Raw genomic sequence first — 24,871 nt, forward strand, 5'->3', positions numbered from 1 at the left:
AACTCGAGGGCGAGATGGACGAGCAAGACCGCGTCGCGGCGTTCGTCGACCGCCACGGGATCGACGAACCGCCCGCGTACCGGGCACTCGATCTCGCCTCGGAGGTCGGCGAGGTCGCCAAGGAGGTCACCGAATCGAGCGACTACGGGGCGTCGCCGGACGACGTCGAGATCGCGGGGGACGAACTCGGCGACGCGCTGTTCGCCCTGCTCGCGCTGTGTGAGTCGGTCGACGTCGACGCCGGGGCGGCCCTCGAGGCGGCGCTGGCGAAGTACGAGGCCCGACTCGAGGAGACCGGGTCGCCGGCCTCCGGTGAGTAGTCCGAGGCCGACGGCCCGGCGGCCGGATGGAGAGCGGTCGACACCGCTAACCGTCCCCGGTCCCGTAGCACCCGGTATGAACCGACGCGCGTTTCTCGGTGCGACCGTCGCCACCACCGCGGCGGCGGTCGCCGGCTGTACGGCGCTGTTTCCGGCCTCGCTACCGGACGAACTCGAGGGGGTCGACGGCGACGCCGACCAGCTCCCGACGCCGACGCTCGGCGACGGCGGCGTGACGGTCGAGGTCTACGAAGACCTGGGCTGTCCCGGCTGTCAGGAGTTTCAGCGGACCGTGATGCCGGAGCTCGAGGCCGACCTGCTCGAGACCGAGCGGGCGACGTACCACCACTACGACTTCCCGCTACCCGCGGACGACCGGTCGATCGCCGCGGCCAACGCGGCACGAGCGGTCCAGGACGACACCCGGACAGACGACGAGCCGAACGGCGCGTTCTTCGAGTACAAGCGGACGGTGATGGAGACCGACGACTGGAGCGACGACCGGCTCGTCGACCTCGCGGAGGACGAAGGGGCCGATCCCGTCGTCGTCGGTGACGCCCTCGAGGAGGACGCCTACTACCCGACGCTCGTGGCGGACTGGAACCGCGGCGACGACCGGGGAGTCACCCAGACGCCGACCGTACTGGTCGACGGCGAGGAGGTCGACGATCCGACGGCCGAGGAGATCGGCGCCGCCGTCGACGAGGCCGAGTGAGGGCGTGAGCGGTCGTATCAGGCACCCCCGTGGGATAGTGTATCGAATCGAAACCGGTTGGGACTGCCGCGTAAGGAAGCTCTTTTTGTAACCGTTGATAAGCTCCGCCAGATTCTCGTGGCCCGGATTCCGAACCCGTTCCGTCTCGCGATCCTGTGGATCGGGCTCGCACTCGCCAGGATCGGCCTGATCGAGGCCGAGCGGGCGCGCCGGACCACGGACCTCGCCTGGCCGCGCATCGTCACTGGCATCGCGCGGATGTCCAAGAGCGCGGTCGACGTCGCGATGGTCGGGATTGCCGTCGGCTCGGCCGCCATCGCCGGCGTCGGCTTCGCCTCGCCGTTCTGGGGGCTCGCGTTCTCCATCGGCGGCGGGATCGCCGGCGGAACGATCGCGCTCGTCTCCCAGCGCTACGGCGCCGAGGCGTTCGACCAGCTCGGCCAGGCGGTGCGCTCGAGTGCCGTCCTCGTCGTCGCGATTTCGCTGCCGGTGACGGCCGTCTTCTGGGTGTACGCGACCGAGCTCATCTCGCTGATCAGCAACGACCCCGAGGCGATCAGGCTCGGTGCGACGTACCTGCAGATCGTGAGCCTCGGCATCCCGTTTGCGGGACTCAACCTGATCGGGAGCCGCATCTTCGTCGGCATGGACGACGCCTGGACGCCGATGGTCGTCCGCGCCGGCGGGGCGCTCGCCAACATCGGGCTGAACGCCGTGCTCATCTTCGGTCTCGACCTGGGCGTTGCGGGGGCGGCGCTCGGAACCGTCCTCGCGAATCTCGCCGTGACGGCGACGTTCGCCCTCGGGCTGATCGCGGGCCGACTCCCCGGCGTGGGGACGTTCGACGTCACCATCGACCCGTTCGGGACGTACCTCCACGGGGAGACGCTCAGGGACCTGATCACGATCGGCCTCCCGGTGATGGGGCGAAACCTCGTCTGGACGATCGCCGAGTTCCCCATGCTCGCCGTCGTCGACATCTTCGGGCAGGACACGGTCTCCGCCTACGTCATCGCCCGGCGGATCTGGGGCGTCATGAACACGCCCGGCTGGGGCTTCGGCCTCGCGGCCTCGAGTCTGGTCGGCCAGGAGCTCGGAACGGGCGACGAGGGCACCGCAGAGCAGTACGGCCGGGAGATCGTCCGCTTCGCGGTCGCGGTGTACATCGTCTCGGCGACGATCATCTTCGTCTTCGCCGAGCCGATCACGCTCCTGTTCACCGACGACCCGTCCGAACTGTCGGTCTCGACGACGGTGTCGCTCGTGTACGCCGCCTGCGTCGCCGTCGTCCTGCAGGGGGTCGCCGGCGGCGCCTCGGGTGCGCTCGACGCGACCGGCGACACGCGCTGGCCGTTCTACAGCCAGGCGCTCGGGATGTTCGGCTTCGCCATCCCGATCGCTTACCTCGGCGCCGCGGGGCTTTCGATCCCCGGCTTCGTCGTTCCGGTCGTCGACGTCGCGGTTCCCGGCGTCTCGATTCCGGCGCTCGGGATCGGCGCGCTGTACGTCGCGTTCGTCGCCGAAACGGCCGTCCCGGCCGCGATCAACTACCACCGATTCCTGAGCGGGAAGTGGAAGCGGATCAGCCGCGGCTACCGCCCCGAGACCCCCGCGGCCGACGACTGATCACGGCGCCGGCCGCGCCTCGAGCGTGAGGTCGACCGTCTCGGACTCCCCGTCGCGGACGATCTCGACGGCGATCGTCTCGCCCGGGGTGGTCTCGAGGGCGAGGTACGCCGAGAGGCGGTCCTGGCTCGGGATCTCCTGGCCGTCGATGGCGACGAGCACGTCCGCGCCGACGGGGACGAATCCGCCGTCGACGACCGCCACGTCGTCGACCGCCTCGAGAATTCCGTCCGCGGGCGAGCCGTCGACGACGTCGATGATCAATACGCCGCCCGTGTGATCGGTGTCGTAGAACTCGGCGATCAGCGGCGTGAACGGCGCCGTGGCGACACCCAGGTACGGGTGTTCGTACTCCCCGTCGTCGATCAGCGCGGGGACCACCCGCCGGACGAGCGCCGCGGGGATCGCGAAACCGATGTTCCGTCCCCCGCCCGCGAAGACGACGCCGATGACGTCGCCCTCGAGGGTCGCGAGCGGTCCCCCGCTGTTGCCGGGATTGACCGGCGCGTCGGTCTGGATCGCGGCGGGTATCGAGAAGCCGGTCGGGCTCGGGAGCGAGCGATCGACGCCGCTGACGATCCCCTGCGAGATCGAGGCGTCGAGCCCCAGGGGGTTTCCGAGCGCGACGACCTCCCTGCCGACGACCGGCTCGGCCTCGGAGACCGAGAGCGGATCGGCCCCGAGCTCCTCGACGCGAACGACGGCGAGGTCGCTGTACGGGTCGGTTCCGACGACCGTCCCCGAGCGCCAGCGTTCGTCGGTGAACTGGAGGTCGACCGCCTCGGCGTCGGCGACGACGTGGTCGTTCGTGAGGACGTGTTCGTCGTCGTAGACGAACCCCGATCCCGTCGAGCCACTCCCGTCGGGGGAGTCGAGGACCTGGATCAGCACGACGGAGTCGATCAGCGCCCGGTAGACGTCGGCGTACGGTCCGTCGTCCTGCGCAGCCACCCTCGAGGACGGCGAGACGACGACCCCAGCCGCAAGTGCGGTTCCGGCGGCCTCGAGGAATCGACGGCGGTTCACTCGGTCGCGACTCATAGGGTAGTCACCCCACCGAGAGAGTTAAAATGGGTGGGCAAGGCGCCGTTCTATCGGCCACTCGGATCACGGACTGGCGCGCCGATTTATCGGCGCAACCGCGGGTTCGTGGCCGCGTCAGAAATCACGGGCAGCCCTCCGTATCGCCGGCAGCGGTGAACGGAATACAAGGCTGGAAGCCGGTAGGTGGTGGTGATGTCGAACGGCCGTTCCAGCCTCGCACTGGATTCGAAGCCCCGATCCGATTTAAACTCTCGCCCTGAAGTCCGCGGTCGCGTCCGGTCGAGGACCTCCATCTGGGTCGCAGCGCTCGAGACCGCTCGTACCCCCGACTCGGACGCCTCGAGCGGGGCCGATGACCGGACAGCGTCGACGTGGCGTCGTTCACTGTGCGTTACTGCACTAACGCACAGTAGATGGGGGTTAGTCTAATTCCCGTGATTTCGTGCCCCTCGAGTGCCCTACAACTCGTTCTCCACTCGGATAAACTACTGTTTGCTATATAGAAACGAGTTTACCAGTCGAGGCTGCCTCCACTCTGGTATTCCGTCACCTGCGTCTCGAAGAAGTTCTTTTCTTTGTTCAGGTCGACCTGTTCGGACATCCACGGAAACGGGTTTTCTGTCCCGTACTGTGCCGATAAGTCGAGTTGCCCAAGTCGCCGGTCTGCGATGTGTTCGACGTATTCGGCGAACTGCTCGGCACTCATTCCGAGGATTCCGTCAGGACATGCCTCGTAGGCGTAGATTTTCTCTAACTCGACAGCCTCAGTTATCAGGTCGACCACTTCGTCACCGAACTCGTCGGTCCACACACCAGGATTCTCCGTCCGGATCTGGTCGATAAGATCAACCCCAAACCCCAGATGGAGTGACTCATCGCGCATGATGTACTCGAACTGTTGACCAACGCCAACCATCTTATTCTGGCGTTTCAGGCCAAGCATCATCGCGAATCCGGCGTAGAAGAAAATCCCCTCCATGATGACGTAGAAGCCGACGAGGTCACGGAGGAAGTTCCGCAAGTCCTCGTCAGTCTCGATGGTGAACCCGTTTTTGTTGATCACCTGCGTCAAGTCGACCACGAATTCGTCTTTCTCCTTGATCGAGGGGACCCGGTCGTACATCCCGTAGAGGTACTCGGGGTCGAATCCGAGCGAATCACAACAGTAAATGAACGTGTCCGTGTGAATCGCTTCCTCGTAGGCTTGACGGAGCAGGTACTGGCGGCACTCGGGTGCGGTGACGTGATCATACACTGCCAGGACGATGTTGTTAGCTGTCAGGGACTCGGCCGTCGAGAAAAATCCGAGGTTCCACTCGATGAGCTGTCGCTCGGCATCCGAGAGGGCGTCACCGTTCCACTGGGTAACGTCGTCTTGCATCGGAATCTCCTCGGGCACCCAGTTGTTGTTGACTCCGGCTTCGTAGTACTCTCGAGCCCAGTCGTAGTCGATCGGCAGTATCTTGTTCGGATCGTGTTCGGCGTCGGTGTTGATGATCGGCATTGTCGTAGTGATTGAGGAGAGGTTGTTGATTGAGGGGTGGTTATTTGCGCGTGTTATTGACAAGCTTCGCACGTCGGATCCTCAACTTTGCAGAGGTCGTCCTCGTCGGCGGGACGACCGGCGTCGGACCCGATCTTCTCTGAGGAAGAATCACTTCGGTGCTGTGTCTTGCCATACTCTGACATGTCCAGCGTGGATTTCTCGATCTGGGATGCTCCGAGGGTGCGGAGATAGTACGTCGTCTTCAGACCCAGTTCCCACGCGGTCTCATAGACGTCCGTCAGGAGAGACCCGTCTGTTGACGGGAAGAAGACGTTGTGCGAGACGGACTGGTCGATCCACGTCTGTCGGTGTGCAGTCAGTCGAATCTGGTGGCGTGGGTCGATTTCGAACGCACCACGGTAGCGGTGCTTCAGTTCGTCCGGGATCGCGTCGATCTCCTGAATCGATCCGTCGTGGTACTTGATACGATCGACCATCTCTTCGTCCCAGAGGTCCAGTTCTTGCAGATCTTCGACGAGCTGGTCGTTGATAATCGTGAAATCACCCGACATATTCGACTTCACGTACAAATTCGAATACAGCGGTTCAATGGACGGCGTCGTCCCGTTGATCGTAGAGACGGTTGCCGTCGGTGCGATGGCCATCGTGTTCGAATTTCGCATCCCGTGCTCTTCGACGTGTTCTCGGACGACGTACCAGTCGAGCGTCTCCTCGCGGTCAGTCGGAATCTCGCGACCACGTTCTCTCTCGAGGCGGTCGACGGTATCGTGGGGAAGCAGGCCGCGGTCCCACTTCGAACCCTTGTACGAGGGGTACGGGCTCCGCTCCGCTGCGAGCTTCGAGGAGTTGAGAATCGCGTGATAGGAGACGAACTCCTGCCAGCGGTTGGCCTTCTCCACCGCCGCTTCGGAATCCATCGGAACCTCCAGTTGCAGTAAGGCGTCGTGAAAGCCCATCGTACCGAGTCCCACGGGTCGATGCTGCATGTTCGAGCGTTCAGCCTCGTCGGTCGGGTAGAAACAGCGGTCGACGACGTTGTCGAGCATCCGCATCGCGGTCTCGATGGTCTCTGCGAGGTACTCACGGTCGAGCCTCGCGGTCGAGCCAGACCGCTCGGTCTCCGCGGAACGGTGTTCCGCGCTCCCCCCGCCTGAGACGTGGGTGGCGAGGTTCACACTCCCCAGGTTACAAACAGCGTGCTCGTCTGCACTCGTGTTGAGCGTGATCTCTGTACAGAGATTCGAGGAGTGGACCGTCCCGACGTGGTCCTGTGGGGAGCGAACGTTGCAGGGGTCTTTGAACGTCAGCCACGGATGGCCCGTCTCGAACAGTCGCGTGAGCATCTTCCGCCAGAGCTCCTCGGCGTCGACGCGTTCGTACTGTCTGAGTTCGCCCTCGTCGGCCCGCTGCTCGTATTCGCGGTAGCGCTCTTCGAACGCCTCACCGGAGAGGTCGTGGAGGTCCGGGACTTCGTCGGGGCTGAACAGCGTCCACTGCTCGCCGTTTTCGACGCGCTTCATGAAGAGATCCGGAATCCACGCAGCCGTGTTCATATCCGGTGTGCGGCGACGCTCGTCGCCGGTGTTCCGCTTGAGGTCAGTGAACGCCGGGAAATCGAGGTGCCAGCAGGCCAGGTACGCACACGCGGCCCCGCGACGTTTTCCGGAGCGGTTGATGGCAGCCGTGACGTCGTTGCTGATCCGGAGAAACGGAACGACACCGGTCGACTCCACGCCCGTACTCTCGATGAGTGCGCCCGCCGACCGGAGGTTCGTCCAGTCGGTGCCGAGCCCGCCGCTCCACTTCGAGAGCTGTGCGTGATGTTTGTACGAGTCGAAGATGTTCTCGAGGTCGTCCTGTACTGTCGTCAGGTAACACGAGGAGAGCTGGGGATGGGTCGAGCCGCTGTGGAACAGCGTCGGCGTCGAGGGCGTAAACTCCAGTTTCGAGAGGACGTCGTAGAACTCCTTGGCACGCTCTTGTGGCTCGTCTTCCTCGATCGCGATCCCCATCGCGATCCGCATCCAGAACGCCTGCGGGAGTTCGAGGTGGTCTCCGTTTTGCTCGGTCTTGAGGAAATACCGCTGGTACAGCGTCTCCATTGCCATGTACTCGAACGTCCGGTCGCGCTCGAGTTCGAGGTAGTCGGCGAGATCGTCGAGGTCAAATCGTTCGGTGAGGCGCTCGTCAAGAAGATCGAGGTCGACGGCACGGTGAAGATTCGTGATGAACGTCTCGCGGTATGCGCGGTCGAGTTCGAATCCAGCCAGATCCTCGCCGAGTATCTCGTGGTAGTATCGCTGCCGGAAGACTGCGGCTGCGACGCGTTTGAGCTTCGGCTCGACCTCCACGCGCGCGGTCAGCGCGTGGATAGTAGCCCGGTACACCTCATCGGTGGATGCACCATCGTAGAGGGTGCGCTCGATCTCGGTGAGCAGATCGTCCCAGTCTGCTGGAGTAAGAGTCGTCTCGATGTCAGTGCGTGCGCGGTCGATGATCGATCGGCTATCGAGAGTCGTTGCGGTAGGTTGCTGGCTCATGTGTTAGGCGATTGGTCGTCTGCTGTCGCTGGTTCGAAGTCTTCGACTTCGGAATCGAGGACTGCATCAAGTTCGCGAAGGAACTCTTCGGGTTCGGAGAAGGCCCTGTAGACCGAGACGAATCGGATGTACGCGACTTTGTCGACGTCGCGTAACCGTCCGGAGACGAGTTCGCCGATGAGACTCGACGAGACGATGCGTGTCTCTCGATCTTGAAGTGCGCTCTCGATGTCGTCTACGAGATTCGTCACTGTTGGCTCGGACACGTTACGCTTCTCTACAGCTCGTTCGATCCCTGCACGAAGTTTCGCACGGTCGAAGGGTTCGATGGTTCCATCGCGTTTTTTCACCTGGAGGGAGTCCCACTCCGGACGTTCGTAGGTCGTGAAGCGGAACGAACATCGCTGACACTCACGACGCCGTCGAACCGATGTTCCGTCGGCGCTCGTCTCGGTATCGATGACGCGTGTTCGCTCATCCCCGCAGTCCGGGCAGTCCATAGTTGTCACTAGTTGTCCCTCCAGCATCTTAGCCCCATATATGGGGGCCGTCGATTTTAGCCGCAATATCTGGTGCCAGCGCCACCCACATAAATCCTTCCAAGATAGGTTGGAGTAGTGCAACTGAGCTTGGATTGGGTGGGAATCGAGCAGATAGAATGGGACTATGCAAACCAGGAGCGGAGCGGTGTCAATCTCTGAAAAATGCTTATGACTCAGACATCTTCGCGAGCTTCTGTCGACGCTCTTGACGTTGCTCTACTGCAACCTCACGCAATTCTTCCTGAGCTTCTGTTGGACAGTGGAGTGCTGGGACAGGTGTGGGGTTTTCGCTCGCGTCAAGGGCAACGAAGCTAAAGAACGAGGTCGCAGCCTCGTCGGTCTCATTCTCCCCCGGCCGTTCGGCCTGTACATCGACTTTAACGTCCATGCGTGTTCGACCAGTATCGAAAACGTAGCCCGTGATAGTTACGACGTCGCCCAGCTCTATTGGAGCGATAAAATCAACGTGGTCCATCGCAGCTGTGACCACCTGGCGATTAGAGAAACGACGCGCAGAAATCGCTCCACAGATATCCATCCAGTGGAGAACGGAGCCACCGAGGGCCCGTCCGAGATTATTTGTGTCGTTCGGCATCAAGATCTCGCTCATTTCTGTGTGAGAGGTTTCCAGCGTCGCTGTCCTACTCGCTGATTGTTGGAATGGCATACTCAATGTCAGAGAAGGAGCCACAAAACACTATCTAAATTGTTATTGTGCAAGCTTACTTGTATAGAGAGGCGCTATAGGAGACTGCCTGTTGAATGTCCATTATCTGAGATACCCTGCACCGGCGAGGTTACCTCGGATTAAGTCATTGTAATTCGAAAACGTAGTAGTTTGCGTCTACATGATGTGTTCGGAGGACGGAAATGGATGTATTGAGATGACCAGTCTCAACTATTGCGTCAGCGACAGCCGGTCAGTCACGGCAGATCGCCCGGCCGGATCGGAGCGGTTCGTGGACGGTCGCACCCGACCGAAAGGAAGATGTGGCGGGATAGAACAGTGTACGGTAGCCAGATGACCGACGACGGCTGTCAGCGTGTTCGGCCGCCGTGGGACGGCACCGTCACGGCGGCGGGCGTCCGGACGACGCCCGCGTTCGAACCGGTCGGCGACAGCGAGGTGGGGGTACCGTGAGCGGAGTCACGGTCCGTGACGCCGTCTCCACCTACCTCCAGCGCAAGGCCGTCGGCGACCCCGACGGCCCCGGCGCAGGGACGTACGCCTCGAACGCCGGGTCGATCCTCCGGCGGTGGGCCGACTGGCTCGAGGCCGACCACGACCTCGTCTCGCTGGTCGACCTCGAGGCCGACCACCTCCGGTCGTACGCGCGAACGCTCGAGGGACGAACCCGAGGCGGCGAGTACACCGCCTCGACCGCACGAACCTACTACGCGGTGGTCCGGGCGTTTCTCTCGTGGTGCGTTCGCGGCGGCCTCCTCGAGACCAACCCCGCCACTGCAGGCGACGCCAAACAGTTGCTGCCGGCAGCCGACCGCCGCCCGTCCGACCAGTTCTGGACGCCGACACAGCGCCAGCACCTGGAGGGGTTCGTCCGCGAGCGGGCGCTCGAGGCCGACGGCGAGAGCAGACACGAGCGCCTGGGACGCCTCCGCGAGTACGCGATGGTCGCGGTGCTCGCCCACTCGAACGTTCGCGGCGCTGAGCTGTTTCGCGTCCCGGAGGACGAGCGTCGCACCGGCGCAACGTGGGACGACGTCGACTTCTATACGGGAACAATTCGCGTCCTCGGAACGTCCCAGCGACTCGAGGACGTCAGCCTGCCCGCGGCGGCCAGGACGCCGCTGCGGCGGTACCGCGTGGTGCTCGATCCGCCGTCGAACGAGTGGCCGCTGTTCCCGACGCGACACGCGCCCTCGATCGCCCGGCGGGTCCGGGCGGGACTCGCCGAACGGGGGTACGACGCGGCGGGGATCGACGACCGCTTCGAGGAGTCGACGGCGGTCGAACTCGCCCGCGAGTACGCCATCGCGCCGCCGGCGATCACGACCGAGGGGGCGCGGTCGATTCTGAAGCGTCTCTGCGAACAGGCCGCCCTCGACGTCGACGGCGAGTACCTGAAACCGCGCGGCGCGCGAGCGGGCCGCGACGACCGGCGGTACCGTCAGGCGGCGACGTCGTCACAGCCGGGGCTGCGTGCGTCGGTGCTGGAGCAATCGATCGCCGTCGTCGAAGATCACACGCGGTCGCTCGCCGCACGGCCGGAGTCCGACCCGCGCTCGGAGGACGACTGACCTCGACGGGGCGATAAGGGGGTGCCCAACGGCGACTGCAACGGCTTAGGTTCCAGATAGTAATAGGGTAACACCCCGTTTATTCGAACGGTTCCGACGTGGAGCCAGGGCGGCGCACACGCGCAATTGAGGTACCCACACCCAATCGCCGCCCGAATTTCTGTCCGACTCGAGTCGCCGAGCTACTGGACCGCCGGCGTTCGCTGTGGCCGACCCTGGACCGGGAGGCCGGCCTGTGCACACAGCAGATCCGCGACGAACGAGGCGACGTCGATCTTCTCCGCGACGAGACGCTCGCGGCGGCGCGCCCACGTCTCGAGGGTCGTCGGATCCGCGATCAGCTCCCGAACCGTCTCGATCGCCTCGTCCTCGTCGGGCGTCGAGCGGAGCAGGTCGTACTCCTCCTGGAGCTCCACGAAGTTGCTCATGTCCGTCTCGCGCGCGGCGAACGACTGGACGCGAACCGCGGGCGTTCCGAGGACCGCGGCCTCGGTCGCCATCGTCGCGGAGTCGCCCGCGTAGCAGTCGGCGTGGTACAGCAGGTCGTGGACGAGGTGGGGCGGCACCGGGAGGCGGTAGGGCTCGAGGTCCGGGGGAAGCTCGTCGGTGCTGGTGATGTACACCTCGCCGTGGTCGTCGAGCAGAGAGACGAGCCGACGCTTGCCCGCCGCGGAGAGGCCGAGTTCGCCGACGTCGTGGAGCGCGTCCCACTTGCGAAAGCGAAGCAGGAAGTACCGTTCGTCGGGATCGACGCCGTGGGCGCGCAGCCGGTCAGGGTTCGGGACGAACCGGTCGGGGTGGAGGTACGCGAGTTCGTGGTAGCCGTCGTACCGGACGTGTTTCTCCCCGTACTCGTCGTCGAACCGTCGCGGCGTACAGACCGCGTGGGCGAACGGCGTGGTGATCCGGTGGGAGGTGACGCCCTCGTTGTCGATGAAGACGACGCTCTTGGCGCCGACGAGTGGGGCGACGTGTGAGACCGCGACGCCGCCGATGGCGGTCATCACGTCGGGGTCGATCCGGCGGGCCCGCCGGAGCAGCCGCGCCTCGTAGGTCAGCTGTACCTTCGCCAGTCCGAACAGCGAGTTCTGCGGGCCAGCGAGCACCTCGTGGGGGATCCCGTACTCCTCGAGCAGCGGGACCGCGAGGTCGTTCTCGCGGGCGAAGACGAACACCTCGTGGCCGTCAGCCTCGAGGATGTCGATCACGTTCCGGTAGAAGTGAACGTGCGCCGGGTGCTGGATGGTGACGACGACGCGCATGGTCATTCCACCCTCACCACCGTCTCCGCGTTCTCCTCGCGGTCGAACGCCATCGCCAGCAGCACGCTCAGCGACGACAGTACCAGCAGAACGAGCGAGGCCATCGCCCGCCCGCCTGCGGAGTCGGCGTTCGACCGGGCGGCCGCCGCGGCGCCGAGGCCGGCCAGGGCGACCGCGCTCGCGGCCGCGCCGAGCGCGTACAGCAGCGCGAGCGGGTGAAAGTCGCGCAGCACGTACTTCCGACCCAGGCGACGGACGAAGCTGCGGAGCAACAGCCACGACAGGCGAGGGACGAACGACCGGTAGCGGATGTGGCTCCGCTCGTCGCCGTACACCGCCGGCATCGAGACGTCGGCGATCCGGACGCTCTGGGTGTTCAGCGCGACTAACAGGTCGTTCGTGAAGCCGTACCCCTCGTACAGCCGGTCGAGGTCGACCGCCTCGAGCGCCTCCCGGGAGATGACCGTGTAGCCGTTCTGGGGGTCCATCATCCCCCAGTAGCCGCTGGCGACCTTCGTCAGCAGTGTCAGCGTGAGGTTTCCGAACAGCCGCCAGGCCGACATCTCCCGCGAATCGCCCTCCGAGAGGCGGTTCCCCTTCGCGTAGCCCGCCCGCCCGTCGACGACCGGCTCGAGGAGGGACTCGAGCCGGTCGGGGTCCATCTGGCCGTCGCCGGCCATCACCGCGACGGCGTCTACCTCGTCGGCGAGCGCGCGCCGGTAGCCGGTCTTGATCGCGCCGCCGACGCCGCGATTTCGCTCGTGGCGGATCGGAACGACGACCGGGTGAGCCGCCGCGCCGCCGTCTGCGACGGCGTTGTCACCCCCCGTCGACAGGTCGCCGGGCGGATCGCGCGCGCGGTCGGCGAGGGACGTCTCGGGGTCGTCCGACCGGACTCCCTCGACGTCGGACTCGGCGTTGGCCGACCGGGCGTGGCGACGTATCTCGGCCCAGGTGTCGTCGGTCGAGCAGTCGTCGACGACGTAAACGCGGTCGACGTAGGCGGGAACGGTGTCGATCACGTCGCCGACGAACCCCGCCTCGTTGTACGCTGGAACGACGACGGCGACTGCGGAGTCTTCGTACACGGGCGTCACCTCGAGACCCCGTCCGTGCGTCGGGTCCTCTGTGCCAGAGCCGGCTGTGTGGATATAGCGTTCGCCCTCATCTATGCCGCCAGTCCGTCCCTCGTGTAATTGTTATTCGACGCGTGTCCGTGGGTAGTCCCGGGCTAGCCACGCGGGAGCGAGCCGAGACGGTGACGAGGGGGAACGCTCGAGGAGAGCCTCATCGCCCCGGCTGGCGGTCGCCGATGGACGGACCGGATCTCGACGGGTATCCCGAACGTACCGAACGGTAACGGGAACGAACAGACGAAAGAGAGCCCGGCTCAGACGAGCAGCCAGAGCACGATCGTCAGGATGACGGTCAGCAAGAGCACCGTCAGTCCGATGCTCGCGCGCAGGTGGATCGTCGACGGCCGCCCGCCGTCGGCCGGCCGGTGCTCGTCGACCTCGACGACCCAGTTCGGCAGCCGCCGCGCGGTGTTATCGACGGCCAGCACCGGGTTGGTACCGACCCAGTAACACTGCCGGACGAGCGAGACCGCGGCGGCGTCGACGGCCGCGAAGGTCCCCGTTACCGCGCGCATCGTTCCCCGGCCGAGGTAGAACGTCGCCGGGTTGACGATCAGTGCCGGGTCGGAGTAGTCGAGCTTCGACAGCGGCTTGCGGATGATCATGAACCCGATCACGGAGACGGTGATCAGGATCAGCGCGTCGGTCAGGTGGCCGGCGCTGTAGGGGTTGAGCGCGGTGTCCATCTCGGTCACCGTGACGCCGTCGACCAGCGGCAGCAGGTCCGCGAAGACCGGCCAGCCGACGAACGGCAGGCCGAGGAGCAGACACGCGCCGCCCACCGAGAGCATCGAGACGCTCTGGCCGGGCCTCGAGTCCGGCACCGACCGGTCGGCCGGGCCGTGGAGGAACACGTAGTAGCCGAGCTTGATGAACGAGAGGAAGGTACCGATGGCGCCGATAAAGAGCAACCAGTACAGCGCCTGGTACTCGGGGGCGCCGTAGTAGCCCGGATCGGCCGCATCGAGGATCATCCCCTTGCTGATGAAGCCGCTGAAACCGGGCACAGCCGTAATGGAGAGCGCACCGATGGCGAAGGCGATCGCCGTGATCGGCATCTCCTTCCAGAGCCCGCCGAGCTTGTAGAGGTCGTTCTCGCCCGTGCGGTAGATGACGACGCCGACGGCCATGAACAGCAGGCTCTTGTAGAGGACGTTGTTGAACAGGTGGCCCATCGCCCCGGAGATCCCGATCGCGGTGCCGATCCCGATGCCGGCGACCATGTAGCCGAGCTGGGCCTGGATGTGATAGGACAGGAGCGCGCGCATGTCGTGCTGGAGCAGCGCGAAGACGACGCCGTAGACCGCCATCAGCCCGCCCATGTAGGCGAGCCAGAGGTGGCCCTCCGGGAACGCCCGGTAGAGGATCAGCGCGCTCGTCTTCGTCGTAAACGCCGCGAGGAAGACCGAGGCGGCGAAGTGCGGCTGCGGGTAGGTGTCGGGCAGCCAGGTGTGGAAGCCGATGAAGGCGACGTTGACGCCGATCCCCAGCACGGCGAGGATCGCGGGGATCCCCGGACCGATGCCGACGTCGCCGTCGACGCCCGCACCGTAGATGAACGAGCCCTCCTGGGCGTAGTGGGCGATCACCGCGAACAGGACGAGACTGCCGCCGATCCCGTGGGCGATGGCGTAGCGGTAGCCCGCCCGCACGGCGGTGCCGCCGTAGTGCCACACCAGCAGCGTGCTCGTTACCGCCATGATCTCCCACATGAAGACGAGGGTGAGCCAGTCGCCCGCGAACACGGCGCCGATCGCGCTCGAGACGTACGCCAGCGCGAAGGCGGCCATCACGTTCGAGGCCTCGCTCGAGTAGGCGTAGATCACGGCGAACGCGCCGAGGAAGCCGAGACCGAGCGCGACGAGTCGGGTGAAGCCGTCGTCGTCGACGTAGAACGGCTGGACCTCGAAGCCGAGGAACGTACCGGTGAGCAGCGCCCCTTCTGGGGCGAACAGCGCGACGGCCATGACGCCGACGAGGCTGAGCGCCCCCAGCGCGAAGCCGACGATCCGGGGCAAGACGAGGATCAACAGCGCCGCGGCGAAGACGAGCAGCGGCGGGTACATCATCGAGAGTGCTTCAGTTGCCATCGAGAATCACCTCCCCGGTCGCCTCCTCGACGATGTAGCCGACCAGCTCCAAGAAGACGGCGTAGTCCGGAACGACGCCCAGGACGACCGCCCCCGTGACGATCACCGAGATCGGCATAACCATGAGCCAGGTGCTCTCCGTGAGCGGCGAGTGGCGCACCCAGCCGCCCTCCGGCGGGCCGCCGTGGTGGTGGTCGCCGTGATCGTGGTGGTCCTCGGCGTGAGCCTCGTGGGCCGGTTCGTCGCGACTCGTCTCATCGTCGGTCGTGTGGTCGCTCGGATACCTGTCGACGGCGTACTCGTACTCCTCGTCGTCGTCCTCGCGGCCGCCGTCGGTGGCGAGCTGGCCCGTCGCGATGCCGTACGATTCCGTCCGACCGCCCAGCGGGAACTCGAGCAGCGGCTTCGCGTCGTGGCGCTCTTCGCTCTCGAAGAACGCGGTGTAGACGACCGGCCAGAGGTAGGCGATGTTCAGGATCCCGGAAACGATCAGGGCGGTCGCGAACCACCAGTAGGTGCCGCCGACGGAGCCGGCGCCGATCAGCAGGTAGAGCTTGCTGACGAACCCGGCGAGCAGCGGGATGCCGGCCATGCTCGCAGAGCCGAGCGCGAAGGCGGACATCGTCAGCGGCATCCGCTTGCCGATGCCGGCCATCTCGCTGACGTAGTCGGTGTGGGTTTCGACGTGGACCGCCCCCGCACAGAAGAACAGGGTGAGTTTCCCGAACGCGTGGGCGGGAATGTGCAACAGCGCCCCGAAGATCGCGAACGGATTGAGCAACGAGAGTCCCAGCACGATGTAGGAGAGCTGGGCCGTCGTCGAGTACGCCAGCCGGCGCTTGAGGTGGTCCTTTCGAAGGGCGATGATGCTCGCCGCGGTGAGGGTGAACGCCGCGAGAATCGCGATCGGGACGTTCAACCCGACCTCGCCGACGACCGGGACGGAAAGGGGGAGTTCGCGGATGGTGTCGACGCCGAACACCTCGAGGATCACCCGCGCGACCCCGAACGCTCCGGACTTGACGACGGCAACCGCGTGCAAGAGCCCGGAAACGGGCGTCGGCGCGACCATCGCGTCTGCGAGCCAGGAGTGAAGCGGCATCACGGCGGCCTTGACGCCGAAGCCGGCGATCAGGAGGTAGAATGCGGCCTGGGCGATCGTCGGATCCGCTGCCGCGGCCTCCGAGAGCGCGCTCATACCGCCAGCTTCGAAGGTCAGCGTCGGATCGCCGACGTTGCTGGTGAGCCAGTAAACGAGGACGGTGCCGGCGAGCAGGAACACCCCGCCGCCGAAGAACGTGTAGGTCAGGTACTTCCGGCCCGCGATCCGGGCCTCGTCGTCCTCGTTGTGGGCGACCAGCGGGTAGGTGACGAGACTCAGCAGCTCGTAGAAGATGAAGATCGTCAGGATGTTCGAGGCGAACGCGATCCCCACTGCAGTCGACAGGCTCGCGGCAAAGGAGGCGAAAAAGCGCGTCTGGGCGTGTTCGTCGAGCCCGCGCATGTACCCCGCCGCGTAGAAGGACGTGAAAATCCAGAGGAAACTCGCGAGCAGGGCGAACAGCAGGCCGAGCGGATCGGCCCGGAGCGCGAAGTCGATGCCAGCGACGAAATCCAGACCGGTGCTCTCGGCGAGACTCCACTCGTAGACGGTGCCGTCCATGACGCCGGGGATCATGCTCGCGACGATCCCGAACTTGGCGAGCGCCGCCAGGACGGACCAGCCTTCGCGGACGTTCGGACGGCTATACGACGCGACGATGAGAACGACCGCAACGGCCGAGACGAGCACGGCGGCCAGCGGACGCGGATCGGTAACGACTTCAGACATCAGTTGAACACCTCGTCGGTAAACGGCTCGAGCAGCTCGAAGAACACGTCACCAGCGAAGCCGAGGACGACCGCGGTGATCGCCACGAAGACGATCAGCGCGAGCATCTCGGCGGTGACGAGATCCGGTCGGCCGCGGCGGACACCGCCGTCGGTCGCAACCCCCGGCGGGTGGGGCGATTCGACCGGCGTCGGCGGCGTGAAGTACATCTTCTCGAGGATGCGCGCGGCGTAGGCGAGCGTGAGCATCGTCGAGAGGAAGATGACGGCGGCGACGAGCCAGGCTTCGGCCTCGATCGCGCCGACGGCGATGTACCACTTGCCGATGAAACCGACCGACGGCGGAATGCCGATCAGCGTGATCAGCAGGACGGCCATCGAACCGGCGGCGACCGGTCGACGAGAGGCGAGGCCGGCGTACTCGTCGACGGTGCGGGCGCCGTAGCCCAGTGCGACGACGGCCACGACGAGGAACAGCCCCGCTTTTATCAACCCGTGGCCGATCAGGTGGACGATCGCGCCGACGAACGCGGTCTGCGTGACCAGCCCGTAGGCGGCGACGATCAGCCCGAACTGGGCGACCGAGGAGTACGCGAACATCCGCTTGATATCCTGCTGGATCACCGCGAGCGTACTGCCGGCGAGGACGCTCACCGAGCCGACGACCACGACGACCTCCGTCGCGTACGGCGTCGCGAGCAGGAACTCGGGGCCGAAAACGTCGTACATGAGTCGCCCGAGCGCGTACGCCGACACCGTCGAGACGAGCGCCGCGATCAGCGCCGTCACGCCGTCGGGGGCGTGCTGGTAGGCGTCGGGCTGCCAGGTGTGCAGCGGCCACTGGGCCACTTTGATGGCGAATCCGATGAAGATAAACGCGAACGCGGCGTGCAGGAGCGTCAGGTCGCCGCCGCCGGCCGCTGCGACCTCGGGGATTGCCTCGCCGAGGACCTCCATATTGAGCGCACCGGTCGCCATAAACAGGAAGCCGACGCCGATCAGGTACAGCGAGGCACCCAGTGTCCCCAGGATCAGGTACTTCAGAGCTGCAACGGCGGACTCCGGGCCGTCGCCGCTCGCGATCATGGCGTACGTCGCCAGCCCGACGATCTCGAGGAAGACGAACATGTTGAAGACGTCGCCGGTCAGCGAGAGGCCGAGCAGACCGCCGACGAGCAGCAGGTAGCCGCCGTAGAACGTGTTCCCGCGTGGGCCTCCCGCGCGCGTGTAGAGCAACACGGCTGCGGCGGTAGCAGTGACGAGCAGCGCGATCAGCACGGAGAACTCGTCGGCGACGAGTTCGATGCCGATCCCCTGGATCTCGTCCCACCCTCCGAGGACGTGGACGACGCGCCCCGTCTCGTAGACGACGCTCGCCAGGTAGACCGTCGCGGCGAACAGCGCGGTGGTCGTGACCGCGGCGACCGACCAGCCGGTGCGCCGGTAGCGCAGGCCGAGCGCGATCGGCACGGCCGCGAGCAGGATCGGAACCGCGACGAGCAACGCCGGCAGCGCGTGGGCGAGTTCACTCATCGGCACGCACCTCCCTGAGGGTGTCCTCGCGGAGGGTTCCGTACTCCGCATAGATGCGGATGATGAGCGCGAGTCCCACCGCGGTGAGCGCGATGCCGACGACGATGGCGGTCAGGACGATCACGTGGGGAAGCGGGCTCGCCATCGCGAGCTCGCCGGGATCGGCCTCGGCCGGGACGACCGGCGCCTTCCCGCCCTCGACGAACGCGACGGCGACGAAGAACAGGAAGATCGCCGTCTGAAACAGGTTGACCCCGATCAGCTTCTTCACGAGGTTCTGACTCGCGATCATCATGTACATCCCGATCCCCATCAGGACGAACATGAGCGCGTAGGCGTACCGCGTGGCGAGCACGTCGATGGCGCCCTCAATCATCGTCTCCCACCTCCGACTCGAGGCCCCCGTCCGCACGACCGGGCCCCTCAGCCCCGCGGGTGCGCCGGTCGGGCGTAAAGCCCGCGGCCATCGCGAAGAACAGCGTGATGACGACGCCGGCGACGATCAGCGCGACGCCGCCGACCTCGATCGCCTCCATCCCCCAGTAGTGAGCGATGCCGAAGGCGTCCTCGAACGCGCGGTACTCGAGGAAGTTGTAGCCGAGCGCCATCGTCGCGAAGCCGGTGGCGATGAAGATGGCGACGCCGCCGGTGACGAGGCCGACGACGACGGAGTTCTTGAGCCACTGGCGGGTCGGCTCGATGCCGAAGGCGAAGGCGAGCATCAGGACCGTGACGCCGATGATGGCACCGCCCTGGAAGCTCCCGCCGGGGGTGTCGGCGCCGTGGAACGTCATGAACAGCCCGTAGGTGAGCGTGAAGGGGGCGATGATCTTCACCGCAGTCAGGATGACCTGACTCTCGGTGTACGTATCGTCGTAGTTGTGTCCCTCAGAGCTCATCAGGTGAACACCTCCCGTTTGAGGACGAGGAGAACGGCGATCCCCGCCGCGAAGACGACGACGGCCTCCCCGAAGGTGTCGAATCCTCGGTAGGAGGCCAGCACCGCGCTCACGGCGTTCTGGGCGCTCGTGTCGGCGTAGGTGTTCTGAACGTAGTAGAGCGAGGGCGTCTGCTCGAGCACGCCTCCGCCCCAGATCGGTGCGTCCGGATCGCCGACCGCGTACATCTCGGGCAACAGCGTCAGCAATACGAGGACGAACGCGCCGGCGGCGATCACGCCCGGCACGTTGACCGACTCGAACAGTTTGTCGGTCGACGGCCGACTCGTCCGGGCGATCGTCAGCAACAGCAGGATCGTCGTCACGCCGGCGCCGATCGCGGCCTCTGTCATCGCGACGTCGGGTGCGAGCAGGTAGGTGTAGAGGATCGCCATCCCCAGGCTGTACGCTCCGAAGACGACGATCGCCGAGAGGACGTCGCGGAACAAGGCCGTGGCGACGGCGGTCGCGAGGATGAACACCGCGAGCGTGTAGGCGACGGCGCTCATCGGCTCTCACCTTCCTCGTCGTCGGCGGTCCAGGGCTCGATTCCCGTCTCCGCGGCCGAACGGGCGATCGCGTGTGCGGCCGTCGGGTTCGTGATGAACACGAAGAACAGCAGCAAGACGGTGTACACCGTCGCGTGCTGCCAGCCGAGCGCGAGCGCGACGGCCGCGAGCGCGAGGCCGGCCCCGAGCGTGTCCGTCTGTGAGGCCGTGTGCGCGCGGGCGTAGACGTCCGGCAGGCGGATGACGCCGACCGCCGAGACGAGCGTGAAGAACAGCCCGAAGGCGAGGAGGACGATGATCGACCAGAAGTAGAGCGCGTCGATCACAGCACACCACCTCGCTCGACGGTGAACTTCGAGATGGCGATCGACATCAGGAAGTTGAGCAGCGCGTAGATCAGCGCGACGTCGAGGAACCACGGCTCGTCGAGCCCCGCCGCGAGCAGGGCGAGGATGACCACGGTGTTCGTCCCGAGGACGTTCACCGCGAGCAGGCGGTCCTGCGTGGTCGGCCCCGCGACCGCCCGGTAGAACATCAGGATCGCCAGAACGACGAACAGCGCCGCCGCCGCGAGGAAGACGTCGTTGATGAGATCCGCAGTCACAGCTCGTCACCACCGATTATTTCGGTGTCGCCGCGTTCGCGCGGCGTCGCGACTGCCGCCGCCTCCCGGCCGTAGAAGACGAAGCGAACCGCCCGCTCTAAGGCGCCGTCGAACAGCCCCTCACGGGCGTCGACGATGAGGGTATGGACGACCAGCCGCTGATCGTTCGCCCGGACGACGAGCGTGCCGGGCGTCAGCGTGATACTGTTCGCGAGCGCCAGCAGCGGCAGGCCGCTACGAACTTTCGTGTTCACCCGCGTGAGCGTCGGCTCGATCGGCATCGACGGGCGCAGTATCACCAGGGAGATCTGGAGGTTCGACTTGATGATCTCGAAGATGAGGTACGGAACGTACAGTCCGAACCTAAGGGTACGAACCGGCGAGTAGCGGATCGTCGGCGACGTCGCGAACGTCACGTTCGAGAGCGTGAGCGAGACGATCCCGGCGACCGCGACGCCGGTCACCCAGTCGAACCAGTAGAAGGGGTCGCCGAGGACGAGATAGAAGCCGAGCGAGATGCCGAACAGCGCGACGAGCTTGCCGGGGCTGTCGGTGCCCACCAGGCGCTCGTGGCGGGCCGATCGCTCGACCGGCGCCTCCTCGTAGGTCAGGCCGACGTCCGTGAGTTCGCGCTCGAGCGGCCGGAGGATCGGTGCCGTCGCGCCGGGGCTGTACTCCGGGTCGAGGACCACGCAGTCGAGGTCGTGGTCCTCGGCGTACGCCGCGAGCGCGTCGGCGTAGTCTCGCGGACCGAACAGGTACTCGTCGGTTCCGAGGACGGCCGTCTCGATCTCGACGTCGGCGTTGCCGGCGTCCTCGCGGACCCAGCGTTCGGCTCGGTCGAGAAGCTGCCGTGCGTCGTCGATCGTCCGTTGCCCCTCGGGAACCTCGGCGTCGTACGGGATCGCGACGACGAGGTGACAGACGAGCGTGTCGGTCGCGTCGTCGACTCGCGACCGGACGGCGTAGCTGACCGTCTGCCGGACGGTGATCGACTCCGACAGGGGAACGAGAACGCGCTCAGTCGCCACGGACGACCCCTCCGACCGACCGGTGTATGATGCTCATAGCTCTCCGTTGGTAGTCGATCCAAGCGGCACCCGCAGGAAAACTATTTCGTTATCCACCGGTTGTTCGGCCGGTACAGGTCAATTCTGCCGGCCGATACCGACCGAACCCGTGGGTATCGTTCGCATAGATAGACGATCGTGAACGTCCGACCGGAGCCGGCGTCGGCCACTCCCGAGTCACTTACGTACCGGAGCCCGCGAAGTAGGGGCAATGACGTTCTACTCGAGGATTCGTCCCCTCGCGTTTCGGCTCCCGCCGGAGCTGGCACACGGCCTCGGCAAACGCGCACTTCGGGCCGCCCAGGCCACGCGACCGACGCGCGCCGCGCTCGAGCGGCGGTATCGGTACGCCCACCCGGCGCTCGAGGTCGACCTGTTCGGCGAGACGTTCCCGAACCCCGTCGGCGTCGCCGCCGGGTTCGACAAGAACGCCGAGGTGACACACGCGCTCGCGGCGCTGGGGTTCGGGTTCGTCGAGATCGGAACCGTCACTCCCTACCCCCAGCCGGGCAACCGCAAGCCGCGGCTGTTCCGCCTCGAGGACGACGAGGCGATGATCAACCGGATGGGGTTCAACGGCGACGGGATGGAGCGGGTCCGAACGCGACTCGAGGCCGACGGCACGCCCGAGGTGCCGATCGGCGTCAACGTCGGGAAGATGAACACCTCCGGCGAGACCGAGGCGCTCGAGGACTACCGCCGCGTCTTCGACCGGCTCTCGGGGTACGCCGACTACGTCGTCGTCAACGTCTCCTGTCCGAACACGCCAGACGAGTTCGACGAGGGCTCGCCCGAGCACCTGCGGGCGATCTTCGAGACGCTCGAGGCCGAAAACGACACCGGGGTCCCGATGCTGGTCAAGATCGGCCCCGACTCGCCCGACGAATCCGTGCTCGAACTGCTCGAGATCGTCGAGGCGTTCGATCTCGACGGGATCGTCGCGACGAACACCACGACCAGCCGGGAGGGGCTCACCGCCGCCGGGCGGGACGAGTGGGGCGGTCTGAGCGGGAAGCCACTCGAAGATCCGGCGACGAGCGTCGTTCGGCTTCTCGCCGAGCACACCGACCTGCCGATCGTCGGCGTCGGCGGCGTCGACTCCGCAGAGAGCGCCTACGAGAAGATCCGGGCGGGCGCGTCGCTCGTCCAGCTCTACACCGGCTTCGTCTACAACGGCCCCGCGACCGCCCGCGAGATCAACCGGGGGCTGATCGAACTGCTCGAGCGGGACGGGTTCTCCTCGGTCGAGGAGGCCGTGGGCGCGGACCTCGAGTAGCACAGTCCTCGCTCGTCGGCCGCTCGAGCACCCGTACCGAGACCCCGAATCGCCGGAGACGTTCACACAGTGTGAGAAGTGTAGAACGTGTACACATCGTAAACCGTGGCACTTCGAGCCGTGTCCGTGCGTGGCGGAACGGTGAGAAGCCGCTTCGCTGCGACGGCCGCTGTCGAAAACCGCGGTCGAAAGACGCTTTCGCGTGGACTCCGTCCCCCGCACACGAAGCGACGATGGGAACTGGAGCGAGCGAGGCAGTCGGAACTCGAGTGGCCCTGCGGGACGTCCTCGTCCACGCGACCGTCCCCGCGGCGCTGATCCTCGTCTACGTCGCGCCGATCCCCTACGAGAGTTTTCTGTACCAGCCGGGACGAAGCGGCGTCGCGGACGCCTACTGGTCGGCGGTCGGCCACGCGGATCTCGAGCACCTGCTCACCAACCTGTTCGGCTACGCCGTCCTGGTGACCGTCTCCTTCGCCCTCCTGGGGCGCCGGCGCCGACTCTACTACGCACTGTTTCTCGGAACCCTGCTCGCCAGCCCGCCGCTCACCGCGGGGCTGCTCGAGGCGTACTTCCGGCTCACCGCGCTCTCCCCGTCCCAGTCCGCCGGCGGCGCCGGCTTCTCGATCGTGACGGCGGCGCTGCTGGCGCTGCTGTCCGGGGCGATCGCGCTCCACGATCGCCGGACACTCGAGCGGCCCGTTCCGGCGGGGTTGACGGGACTGGGTCTGTTTTCGATCGCCGCGACCGCCCCGGCCGCTCGGATCGACGGGGCGGGGATCGCGTGGCTCGTCCTCGGAAGCGTCGGCGCCGCCTACCTCGCCGGCCGCGCGTGGACGCTGTTCGCACAGCGGCAGCCGACCGCCGCGGTCGCCGTCGCCCTCCAGGTCAGCGCGCTCGTGATCTTCGTCGGCGTCGCTGTGGATCTGTTCCTGCTCGAGGCGCGCGCGTGGGCCGGTCACTTCCTCGGGTTCGTGAGCGGGTTTCTCGTCGTCTGGATCGGGATCAGCGCCCTGGCGCTGCGCTCGCCGGGACGGGGGCGCTCGTAGCTCGCACGCACCAACCGGGAGTCTACACCGACTGGCCGCCGGCCCGGTCGCGGTACGTTCCGAGGAGTTCCTCGAGAATCAGACACTCCTGGTCGGTGGGGTCGTAGTGGGTGTCGATGAAGCGTTCGGCGGCCTCGTAGTTCCCCCGGAGACCGTACTTCCGGATCGTGATCACGGCGTCGAGAAAGAACGTCCCACCGTCGGTTCCGATCGCCCCCGGCTGTACCTGCTCGTCGATACGGAGCTCGGACTTGATCTCGTCGAAGTTGAACGTCTCGACCTCGTGGTCGGGGTTGACGAGCGTGAGAACGTACTCCGCGGAGAACCGGTAGAACTCGGACTTGCTCTCGAACATCCCGTCTTCGACGAGGGCGTCGATCTCCTCGACGACGTCGTCCGGGTACCTGACGGTGTCCTTGGCCATACGTACGAGAACACGTCGCCGAATCGTAATGACTGTTTCGGGGTACCGCACTCGAGTGGGGAAGGCGGTTCGCGACGGACGAGGGGAAATCGAGGGCGGCGTTTTCGGGGACGAGAGGCGCCGTCACCCAATTAGTGCTCTCAACAGGTTTATTATTTATCCGCGTGAAGGGCCGGGTGCAATGGCAGACGAAGCGGAACTCCGTGAGCAGATGACCGAGGCGTTCGAAGGCGCAGACTACCCGATCTCGAGTCCGATGGATCTCGTTCCGGCGCTCCCGAACGGGCCGGGGACGAAGTTCGAGTCCGAGGAGTTCTCGATGACGGCGATGGAACTCAACACCAAACTCGACGGCGGCGACTTCCCCTACGAGAACGTCGACGCCTTCGTCGACGACGTTATCGAGCAGTTGAAAGAACAGGACTACCTCTGAACGCGGGCGCCGGCGCTCGTCGGGGAGTCTGTCGAGACCCGTACGTCCCGCCGACTTCGTCCGGACGGCCCGGTTCGAGCCGTCGACTATCGAGTCTGTATCATAGCGATATCGACGGTCTCACACGTCGGACACGCCGTTTCCGCAGTGTCGACCGTCGTTCC

Annotated in this window: 24 protein-coding genes; 7 read left to right on the forward strand and 17 right to left on the reverse strand. The window is 65.8% G+C overall.

The window, feature by feature from the left end:
• Positions 1–14 precede the first annotated feature (14 nt).
• The 3 genes from NMQ11_RS19510 (at position 15) to NMQ11_RS19520 (ending at position 2,661) form a co-directional block, all read left to right on the forward strand.
• Entirely contained in the window at positions 15–320 is a 306-nt protein-coding gene (locus tag NMQ11_RS19510; protein WP_255171786.1) for a MazG-like family protein, read from the forward strand.
• Positions 321–396: 76 nt separating this feature from the next.
• Complete coding sequence (locus NMQ11_RS19515; protein ID WP_255171787.1) at positions 397–1,035, forward strand: DsbA family protein; 639 nt, start codon at positions 397–399, stop codon at positions 1,033–1,035.
• A gap of 117 nt (positions 1,036–1,152) precedes the next feature.
• On the forward strand, positions 1,153–2,661 hold the full coding sequence (locus NMQ11_RS19520) for an MATE family efflux transporter (RefSeq protein ID WP_255171788.1): 1,509 nt from the start codon (positions 1,153–1,155) through the stop codon (positions 2,659–2,661).
• Here the strand turns inward: NMQ11_RS19520 and NMQ11_RS19525 are convergent, their stop codons facing one another.
• The 5 genes from NMQ11_RS19525 to NMQ11_RS19545 form a co-directional block, all read right to left on the reverse strand.
• Complete coding sequence (locus NMQ11_RS19525; RefSeq protein WP_255171789.1) at positions 2,662–3,702, reverse strand: S1C family serine protease; 1,041 nt, start codon at positions 3,700–3,702, stop codon at positions 2,662–2,664.
• A gap of 514 nt (positions 3,703–4,216) precedes the next feature.
• Positions 4,217–5,209, reverse strand: a complete 993-nt coding sequence (locus NMQ11_RS19530) for a ribonucleotide-diphosphate reductase subunit beta (protein ID WP_255171790.1) — start codon at positions 5,207–5,209, stop codon at positions 4,217–4,219.
• Positions 5,210–5,262: 53 nt separating this feature from the next.
• Positions 5,263–7,752 (reverse strand): ribonucleoside-diphosphate reductase subunit alpha, encoded by a 2,490-nt coding sequence (locus NMQ11_RS19535; protein WP_255171791.1) that lies wholly within the window; start codon positions 7,750–7,752, stop codon positions 5,263–5,265.
• A complete protein-coding gene (nrdR, locus tag NMQ11_RS19540; protein WP_255171800.1) occupies positions 7,749–8,252 on the reverse strand; it encodes a transcriptional regulator NrdR in 504 nt (167 codons plus the stop codon). Before nrdR ends, NMQ11_RS19535 begins: the two co-directional genes overlap by 4 nt.
• A 208-nt stretch (positions 8,253–8,460) precedes the next feature.
• On the reverse strand, positions 8,461–8,961 hold the full coding sequence (locus NMQ11_RS19545; protein ID WP_255171792.1) for an acyl-CoA thioesterase: 501 nt from the start codon (positions 8,959–8,961) through the stop codon (positions 8,461–8,463).
• A 470-nt stretch (positions 8,962–9,431) separates the two neighbouring features.
• Between NMQ11_RS19545 and NMQ11_RS19550 the strand changes: the two genes are divergently transcribed.
• A complete protein-coding gene (locus NMQ11_RS19550; protein ID WP_255171793.1) occupies positions 9,432–10,553 on the forward strand; it encodes a tyrosine-type recombinase/integrase in 1,122 nt (373 codons plus the stop codon).
• Positions 10,554–10,735: 182 nt separating this feature from the next.
• Here NMQ11_RS19550 and NMQ11_RS19555 read toward each other — a convergent pair whose 3' ends face one another.
• From NMQ11_RS19555 to NMQ11_RS19605, 11 genes are all read right to left on the reverse strand, one after another.
• A complete protein-coding gene (locus NMQ11_RS19555; protein WP_425607728.1) occupies positions 10,736–11,815 on the reverse strand; it encodes a DUF354 domain-containing protein in 1,080 nt (359 codons plus the stop codon).
• 2 nt (positions 11,816–11,817) lie between these two features.
• Complete coding sequence (locus tag NMQ11_RS19560; RefSeq protein WP_255171795.1) at positions 11,818–12,903, reverse strand: glycosyltransferase family 2 protein; 1,086 nt, start codon at positions 12,901–12,903, stop codon at positions 11,818–11,820.
• 302 nt (positions 12,904–13,205) lie between these two features.
• Positions 13,206–15,041, reverse strand: coding sequence for a Na(+)/H(+) antiporter subunit D (locus NMQ11_RS19565; protein WP_255171595.1), 1,836 nt, complete (start codon positions 15,039–15,041; stop codon positions 13,206–13,208).
• Entirely contained in the window at positions 15,031–16,872 is a 1,842-nt protein-coding gene (locus tag NMQ11_RS19570; RefSeq protein WP_255171596.1) for a monovalent cation/H+ antiporter subunit D family protein, read from the reverse strand. Before NMQ11_RS19570 ends, NMQ11_RS19565 begins: the two co-directional genes overlap by 11 nt.
• Complete coding sequence (locus NMQ11_RS19575; RefSeq protein ID WP_255171597.1) at positions 16,872–18,404, reverse strand: proton-conducting transporter transmembrane domain-containing protein; 1,533 nt, start codon at positions 18,402–18,404, stop codon at positions 16,872–16,874. The genes NMQ11_RS19570 and NMQ11_RS19575 overlap by 1 nt, the downstream gene beginning before the upstream one ends.
• Complete coding sequence (locus tag NMQ11_RS19580; protein ID WP_255171598.1) at positions 18,397–18,780, reverse strand: cation:proton antiporter subunit C; 384 nt, start codon at positions 18,778–18,780, stop codon at positions 18,397–18,399. The genes NMQ11_RS19575 and NMQ11_RS19580 overlap by 8 nt, the downstream gene beginning before the upstream one ends.
• Positions 18,773–19,303 carry an MnhB domain-containing protein gene (locus NMQ11_RS19585; protein WP_255171599.1) on the reverse strand — a complete coding sequence of 177 codons (531 nt, stop codon included), beginning with the start codon at positions 19,301–19,303 and terminating at the stop codon, positions 18,773–18,775. Before NMQ11_RS19585 ends, NMQ11_RS19580 begins: the two co-directional genes overlap by 8 nt.
• The gene (locus NMQ11_RS19590; protein ID WP_255171600.1) at positions 19,303–19,851 is read right to left on the reverse strand and encodes a DUF4040 domain-containing protein; all 549 of its coding nucleotides are present in this window, start codon (positions 19,849–19,851) and stop codon (positions 19,303–19,305) included. Before NMQ11_RS19590 ends, NMQ11_RS19585 begins: the two co-directional genes overlap by 1 nt.
• Positions 19,848–20,177 carry a monovalent cation/H(+) antiporter subunit G gene (gene mnhG, locus NMQ11_RS19595; protein ID WP_255171601.1) on the reverse strand — a complete coding sequence of 110 codons (330 nt, stop codon included), beginning with the start codon at positions 20,175–20,177 and terminating at the stop codon, positions 19,848–19,850. Before mnhG ends, NMQ11_RS19590 begins: the two co-directional genes overlap by 4 nt.
• Positions 20,174–20,455, reverse strand: a complete 282-nt coding sequence (locus NMQ11_RS19600) for a cation:proton antiporter (RefSeq protein ID WP_255171602.1) — start codon at positions 20,453–20,455, stop codon at positions 20,174–20,176. Before NMQ11_RS19600 ends, mnhG begins: the two co-directional genes overlap by 4 nt.
• The gene (locus tag NMQ11_RS19605; protein ID WP_255171603.1) at positions 20,452–21,486 is read right to left on the reverse strand and encodes a monovalent cation/H+ antiporter subunit E; all 1,035 of its coding nucleotides are present in this window, start codon (positions 21,484–21,486) and stop codon (positions 20,452–20,454) included. The genes NMQ11_RS19600 and NMQ11_RS19605 overlap by 4 nt, the downstream gene beginning before the upstream one ends.
• 250 nt (positions 21,487–21,736) lie before the next feature.
• Between NMQ11_RS19605 and NMQ11_RS19610 the strand changes: the two genes are divergently transcribed.
• Positions 21,737–22,801 carry a quinone-dependent dihydroorotate dehydrogenase gene (locus NMQ11_RS19610; protein ID WP_255171604.1) on the forward strand — a complete coding sequence of 355 codons (1,065 nt, stop codon included), beginning with the start codon at positions 21,737–21,739 and terminating at the stop codon, positions 22,799–22,801.
• 233 nt (positions 22,802–23,034) lie between these two features.
• The gene (locus tag NMQ11_RS19615) at positions 23,035–23,850 is read left to right on the forward strand and encodes a hypothetical protein (protein ID WP_255171605.1); all 816 of its coding nucleotides are present in this window, start codon (positions 23,035–23,037) and stop codon (positions 23,848–23,850) included.
• A 22-nt stretch (positions 23,851–23,872) separates the two neighbouring features.
• Here the strand turns inward: NMQ11_RS19615 and NMQ11_RS19620 are convergent, their stop codons facing one another.
• A complete protein-coding gene (locus NMQ11_RS19620; protein WP_255171606.1) occupies positions 23,873–24,274 on the reverse strand; it encodes a ribbon-helix-helix domain-containing protein in 402 nt (133 codons plus the stop codon).
• Between the two features lie 181 nt (positions 24,275–24,455).
• On the opposite strand from NMQ11_RS19620, the gene NMQ11_RS19625 reads away from it, so the two are divergent.
• On the forward strand, positions 24,456–24,707 hold the full coding sequence (locus NMQ11_RS19625) for an MTH865 family protein (protein ID WP_255171607.1): 252 nt from the start codon (positions 24,456–24,458) through the stop codon (positions 24,705–24,707).
• Positions 24,708–24,871 lie beyond the last annotated feature (164 nt).

It is taken from the genome of Natrononativus amylolyticus (assembly GCF_024362525.1).
GTDB lineage: Archaea > Halobacteriota > Halobacteria > Halobacteriales > Natrialbaceae > Natrononativus > Natrononativus amylolyticus.